At 68.2% G+C, this 6,191-nt stretch carries 4 protein-coding genes; all 4 read left to right on the plus strand.

The window, feature by feature from the left end; all coding sequences use genetic code 11:
- The first annotated feature begins 112 nt into the window (after positions 1-112).
- The 4 genes from ACZ4N5_RS42965 to ACZ4N5_RS42980 are packed head-to-tail and all read left to right on the plus strand — an operon-like array spanning position 113 to position 5,967.
- The gene (locus ACZ4N5_RS42965) at positions 113-1,564 is read left to right on the plus strand and encodes a site-specific integrase (protein WP_467762401.1); all 1,452 of its coding nucleotides are present in this window, start codon (positions 113-115) and stop codon (positions 1,562-1,564) included.
- Complete coding sequence (locus tag ACZ4N5_RS42970) at positions 1,561-3,279, plus strand: hypothetical protein (protein WP_467762402.1); 1,719 nt, start codon at positions 1,561-1,563, stop codon at positions 3,277-3,279. Before ACZ4N5_RS42965 ends, ACZ4N5_RS42970 begins: the two co-directional genes overlap by 4 nt.
- Positions 3,279-5,456: a hypothetical protein gene (locus ACZ4N5_RS42975; protein ID WP_467762403.1), complete on the plus strand. Its 2,178-nt coding sequence runs from the start codon at positions 3,279-3,281 to the stop codon at positions 5,454-5,456. Before ACZ4N5_RS42970 ends, ACZ4N5_RS42975 begins: the two co-directional genes overlap by 1 nt.
- Position 5,457: 1 nt before the next feature.
- Positions 5,458-5,967 (plus strand): hypothetical protein, encoded by a 510-nt coding sequence (locus ACZ4N5_RS42980; protein WP_467762404.1) that lies wholly within the window; start codon positions 5,458-5,460, stop codon positions 5,965-5,967.
- Positions 5,968-6,191: the final 224 nt, after the last annotated feature.

Raw genomic sequence — 6,191 nt, forward strand, 5'->3', positions numbered from 1 at the left:
ACCACAGCAATCTCGTCCGGAGTCACACACCCTCAACGCCACATCAGGCCCCAAGGACACGCACCACTCCAACCGACCTGACCAGGCACTACTAGCGTCTCCGGTCATGCACATGAGCAGCTTCACTCCGACGGGGTGGGAGACCTGGAATGTGTCCCGTCAGCCGCTGATCCGGACCGGGATGCCGGTCCTCATCGACGACGACCTGAACTTCGAGGACGCCCTCGGCTCACCTCGCCCCGCCGTGTACGCCAACCGGTGGCTGAGGGAGCTGCCCCTCGAAGGAGCTTCAGCTGTTCGTACGTGGGAGAACAACGCGGGCTGCCTGTGCGAGTGGATGACCTTCCTCCAGGGCCGCGGGGTCCATCCGCTGGGCGACCGCAAGGAGCTCCGCGCTGCCTTGAGCATGTACGCCGAGTACCGCTTCAACGGGCCCTTGAAGCAGCGGTGGGATCACACCACCTGGAACCTGCACGTCGGGATCCTGTCGAGGTTCTATCGGTGGGCTCAAAGCGAGGGCCTGTGCACCGCGGTCCCGTTCAGCTACCGCGCCGGCAAGCGGATCTCGGATAGCGTGCTCGTCGACGTACAGATCAACCTCGCACGAGAGCGACAGCCCCGGCCGCACACGACGATCAAGTACCTCGAGGAGGACTTCGCCGAACTCTTCGTGCGAGCGCTCGCGGGGCTGGGGCCGGATGGTGAGCCGGACCGGCGGTATCGCCGACCGCGCGAAGGCGCACGGAATGCCGCGATGGCGAAGAGCGTGTTGTCCAGTGGGCTGCGCAAACAGGAGTTCACCTACCTCACGATCTACGAGGTGCCGCCGCTGCCCGCCCGTCCGACCACCCTGCCCGTGCTCTTCCCGCTGGGCCATGCACTGACCAAGGGGCAGAAGGCCCGGACGTCGTGGATCCACTACGGGGCGCTCGCCGAGATGCATCAGTACATCGACTTGGACCGCGCCGCCTCGGCCGAAGGGTTCCGGTGGAGGCCGCCCGCCCGGCTGGGTATTCCCTTGCTGGTCGAGGCTCCCGACTGGGAGGGAGCCCATCTGAACGGGGAACGCAGATCGTGGCGGCAGCTGCGGCCCGCAGAACGGCTGTGCCTGATCACCCCGGAGGGGCAATCGCCCCTGGTGGGACTGCAATCCACGGGAAAGCCCTTCGTAGACTGGTCAACCGCGTTCCGTAGAACGTCGGTGAGGATCCGCGAGCGGTATGAGCCGCGCTTTCCCACCACGGCCGCGCACCGGCTTAGGCACACGATGGCCATGGCCACCCTCGAGCAGCTGATCAAGGGGTTCTACCGACGAGCCGCCGCACTGGCCGCGGACACCGGCGACGACGCGGCCATGGCCCTGTACCTGATCAAGTCCGATCCGATGCTGGTGCTGCGTGACCTGCTCGGACATCAGAGCGTCCTGTCGACGGAGCTCTACATCGCTCGCCTGGACGTCACTCGGATCTACCGCGACGCCTACAAGGAAGCACTGGCCCGACGGACTCCCGCTGCCGCGGCCGAGGCAGACGCCGAGTTCGACGACGAGGAGGACCCCCTGTGACTGCGACCGTCATCGACTCCCCGCTGGCTGTCCGGTTCATGCTGCGGAATGGCCGCTCCTGGACGGCCGACTTGGAGGGCCTGCCCAACCCGCACCTCGCCCGTGACCTTGCGGTCGGGTTTGCCGAGAATGCGCATCCGCATGGAGGCATCGGAGCCCGGAACACGGCCAACTTCTACGCGATCGCGCTGCGCCAGATGGTGATCTCCCTGGCCGCGTCCGGGTTCAACGGCTCAGCCTCCGAGCTGACCCGCGCCGCCTTGATGCAGTTCTGGCTGACCACGTGGTACGACCGCGAGGTCCAGACGCGGATGCTGCTCAAGGGCTTCGACGCCGTCACCGGTGCGCTGCGCCCCGAGGTACGCGAGTACATCGCCGGCAACCCGATGCAGACGGAGAAGGCGACGCGTCCGCACCGGGCGTACACGGACGCGGAGTGGTCGCGCCTGGAGGCGGCGTGCCGTTCGGTTGTGCGCAGTAGCCGAGCTAGCCACAAGGAGGCCTTGCGCCTGGCCGAGTTGGGTACCGAACCTCGAGTCGAGGGGCGCATCACCGAGGCTGATATCGCATGGCTCATGCGACGCGAGGGCCCGATGGCCTACAACCCGGACTTCGTCAAGCGGGTAGGAGGCGGGAAGTGGAACCGCCCGCGCAGCCAGCTGGTGCAACAGGTGCGCAATGACCTCTTCCCCAGCACGCACACGCTGATCGCCTATCAGACGCTCTTCGGCATGTACTGCGGCATCGTGTCGGACGGCATCGACGGACTGTGCCTCGATGACATCGAGTGGGCGGGCGACACGACGATCCTGCTGAGCTACGTCAAGGGACGGGCGGCGAAGGAGAGCCTGAACCTGCCCAAGCGGGCGGTGCGGCTGCTGGAGCAGTGGTTGGAGCACTCGGCCCCCTTGAGGATCTTCGCCGACGACCCGTTGCGCGAGTCGCTGTGGATCGCGCAGGACCTGCTCACCGCTACCCGGGTGTCGGGCCCGCCTGCTACAGGCAAGCCCCGCCAGACCTTCGTCCAAGAGGTGGCGCTGACGGACGACCTGGGCGCACCCTTTAGAATTCACCGGGGCCGGATCCGCGCGACGTACGAGGAACAGCTGGCCCGGCGTGGTTGGACCGGGCGAGCCACGATCGACCCGAATCACACCCCTCGCACCGAGGGCGATCACTACGTGACACCGACGACTCCCGCCCAGCTCGACGCGGTGGAGTCGATCATCGAGGACGGTCAGTCGGACCTCCTGCGCCAGGCGCTGCCGCCGGTGATCCTGACCAGCGAGCAGGCGGCCGCGTTCGTGGAGGGCTTCCCCGGTGACGTCGAGCGCCTGGGACTGGACTCTGCGGCGATCGCTGCGCTCGTGGGCGGGGAGCGGGATGTCTTCACGGCCGCGTGCGCCGATCAACTGGCCGGTCTGCACGGACCCGCTGGCAAGCCGTGCCCTGCCCGTCCCTGGGTGTGCCTGCTGTGCCCGCTCGCTGTGTTCATGCCACGGCACTTCGGCAATCTGCTCCGGCTGGAGTCGTTCTTCCTGCGACAGTTTCGCCAGATGCCCACCGAGCACTTCGTGCGGGTCTTCGGCCCGTACGCCGACCGCCTCAGCTCCGAGATCCTGCCTAAATTCACTGCGGACGCAAGATCCCGGGGCGTCCGCGAAGTCGCCGATGATGACACGGAACTGCCGCTTCGTCCGGAGGAGTTCACGTGATGCGTCGCCCATTGCCCTCAGGTCCCATCCAGCGCCGGGCCGAGTCGGCCTTTGCCGGTGCTGACGTCTGCGAGCTGGCCGGCCTGCAGCTCGCCCCCGGGGCGAAGCGGAGCCTGTTCGACGAAGACCTGTGGATCCTGACCGGACTCACCAAACGCCACCGCACCATCCAGGACTGGGAACTGGAATGGGACTTCACCGAGATCTTGAACCCCGCGTGGCGCGTGGTGACCAAGGAGGTCGTCCTGGCCCTCCTCGCGCCACGCTTCGAGCCCGTCCTCCAGTGCCCTCTAGCCGAACGCGGGGTCCGCAGCCCGCGTACGGCCAACCGGACCCGGATGCAGCTCACCTCATGGTTCAACTGGCTGACCAGCAGCGGGATCCAGACGCTGGAGGAAGTGACCCAGACGTTGTGTGAGCAATATTTGGAGGAGCGATCCTGGAGCGTGCCGGAACCGGAGAAGCCACAGCGGCGGCTGGCCCCGGACACGCTCTCGGAGATCGTCCGCTGCATGAAGCTGGTCCCGCTGTACGGCGAGCTCCTGTCCACCGACGGACACCGCCCCGGGTTCACCCCCTGGGCGGGCAGGACCGCGGCCGCGGTCGTCGGGACCACGAGCGGGCGGGCGAACCGCGTCCCCCGGGTGCCCGACCACGTCCTGCAACCCCTGCTGGCGACCTGCCTCTATCCGGTCAACGACGTCGGCCCCCACCTGGCGGACCTGCTCGACGAACTACGCGCCGATGTGGCCGCCGCGGAGAGCCTGCCCCGCTTCACCGTCGACCGCCTTCCGGCCATGCGGGACGTCCTGGTGCAGATGCGGGCGGCTCAGGAGCCGCTGCCCGCAATCTCGGCTCAGAAGGCAGCGGTGGCCGAGGAGCAGGGTGAGCGTGGACCTCTCAGGTATCTGGCAGCCGGTCGCCTCGGCCGCAAGATCGGGGTGCGGGAGCTCAGCCGCTCGGAGCCGTACCAGCGTCTCAAAGAGGATCCCGTTCTGCTCGAACTCGCCGCGGAGGTCGGCTTCGCCGGAGCGTGGGCCCGCAACGCCGCCCCAATCCCCCGGGCAGACACCAAGGAACTGGTGCCCTGGACACAGCCGCTGGCCGACGGGGACGTGGAGATCATGGCGAGCTACGTGGTCACGGCGTGCCTCGTGCTGACCTGCGCCCTCAGCGGGATGCGGACCAGCGAGCTGGCCGAGATCGCGGTCGGGGGCCGCTCAAGTAAACGGCCGGCCCCGGGTGCCGGGGCGCGGTTCCGGCTGGCCAGCCGGGTGATCAAGTGGAAGCCGTTCGGCGGGGTGCCGGACGAGTGGGTGGTCATCGAGGAAGTCGACCGCGCCGTTGCGCTTGCCGAGCGTCTCGTCAGCCGCCCCGTCGGTGAACCCCTGTTCGGCGCGATCATGATCGGTGCTCGGCTGGCCAACTTGCGGAACTGGCTGGCGAAGTCCGGCAACCGCGAGCGGTGGGGCCTGCCGCTCATCCCTGCGGGCCCGGTCAACGCCCGCATGCTCAGGCGTACTCTGGCGCAGGCCATCGCCGAGCGGCCGGGCGGTCTCCTCGCCGCGAAGATTGCGCTCAAACACATCTCCGTCGTCACCACGGAGGGCTACGCCGCGCGCCCGGGCGGATCGCAGCGGCTGTTCCTCGCCGAGATCGAGGAAGCCGAGGAAGAAAGTCATGTCCAGCTCACCGTGCAGGCGTTCCGCGACGTCCAAGCTGGCCGCCTGCCCGCAGGTCCCGGGGCTCGGAGCTTGATCGAGGCCTTCGCCCACGTGGATGCCGAACTTGTCGAAGCGGCCCAGTCCGACCCCAAGGTTCTCAACGACGACGCCCACCTGGAGAGCCTGCTGCGCAAGCAGGCCCAGACCCTGCACGTCGGGTCGGCCAACTTCTGCTGGTTCCGTGACCCGGCCAAGGCTCTGTGCCTCCGGCTCGCCGGGACCCCGGACGCGACGAAGCCACTGGTGGGCATGTGCGACTCGGCGCACTGCCCGCAGGCCACACACCACCCCTGCCACCGGCCGGTGTGGGCGGGGCAAGCCGCCGCGCTCACCGTGTTCATCGAGAGCCCTCGGGTGCCTCGTGGCGAGCGGAAGCGGCTGATCCCCGAGCGCGAGCGGGCCCTGCGCGTGGTCGCCGACCTCGATGCCGCCATGTCAGAAGGGACGGTATGACGTGCCGCGGCTGAACGCTCAGGACAAGGCCAGCAATGAATCGGCCGTGCGGGCCGCCATGGAGCAGATCCTGCGGGGCGACCTCCCGCCCGGCGGCAAGGCCGACTTGAAGACACTCGCCCAGCTCTCGGGGGTGACCCGCACCGGCTTCTACGCGAAACGTAACCGTGACGGCACGAGCCGGCCAGGCGCCTACCAGCACTTGGCCGAGGAGTTCACGGCCCGTGTCCAGGAGCTGCAGGACGCCGGCGAGATCGTCGATCCCCGCGCCGCGCAGCTTGAGCGGCTCAAGAAGGAGAACGCCGATCTGAGAGACAGGGTTGCCCGGCGGGACGGCGAGGTGGCGAAGCTGACCGAGTTCAGGATCCTGGCGATCTCGCGGTTGGCTGCTCAGTACGACGAGATCGAACGGCTGCGCTCACTGCTGACGCAGCAGGCCCAGGCGGGCGACGTGGTCACCCGCCTCCCACCGCGCACGGGGGACGCGCCGTTCGGGGCCTGCAGCTACTGAGGTTTGATGCGTGATGTCGCTGGGTCGACGTCTAGAACTGCGAAGACGAGGGTTCGCCGCGCAGCATCATGCGAAGATCACCAGTAACGGGCTCTCCCGCATTGGTCGTGAGGCGTGTTGGCCTGGCTTCTGGGGGAAGGGCCCGCTTCGCGGAGCTGCGCTAGTAGTAGCCCTTCGTGCCGTCGAGTAGCTCCCGGACGATGTCCGCGTGCCCCGCGTGTCGC

The sequence above is a fragment of the Streptomyces sp. NPDC026500 genome (genome assembly GCF_055567635.1).

What these genes read in the sequence shown, in the direction of transcription:
- ACZ4N5_RS42965 (WP_467762401.1), top strand. Translation starts at nt 113, where the DNA reads ATGAGCAGCTTCACTCCGACGGGGTGGGAGACCTGGAATGTGTCCCGT.
- ACZ4N5_RS42975 (WP_467762403.1), top strand. Translation starts at nt 3,279, where the DNA reads ATGCGTCGCCCATTGCCCTCAGGTCCCATCCAGCGCCGGGCCGAGTCG.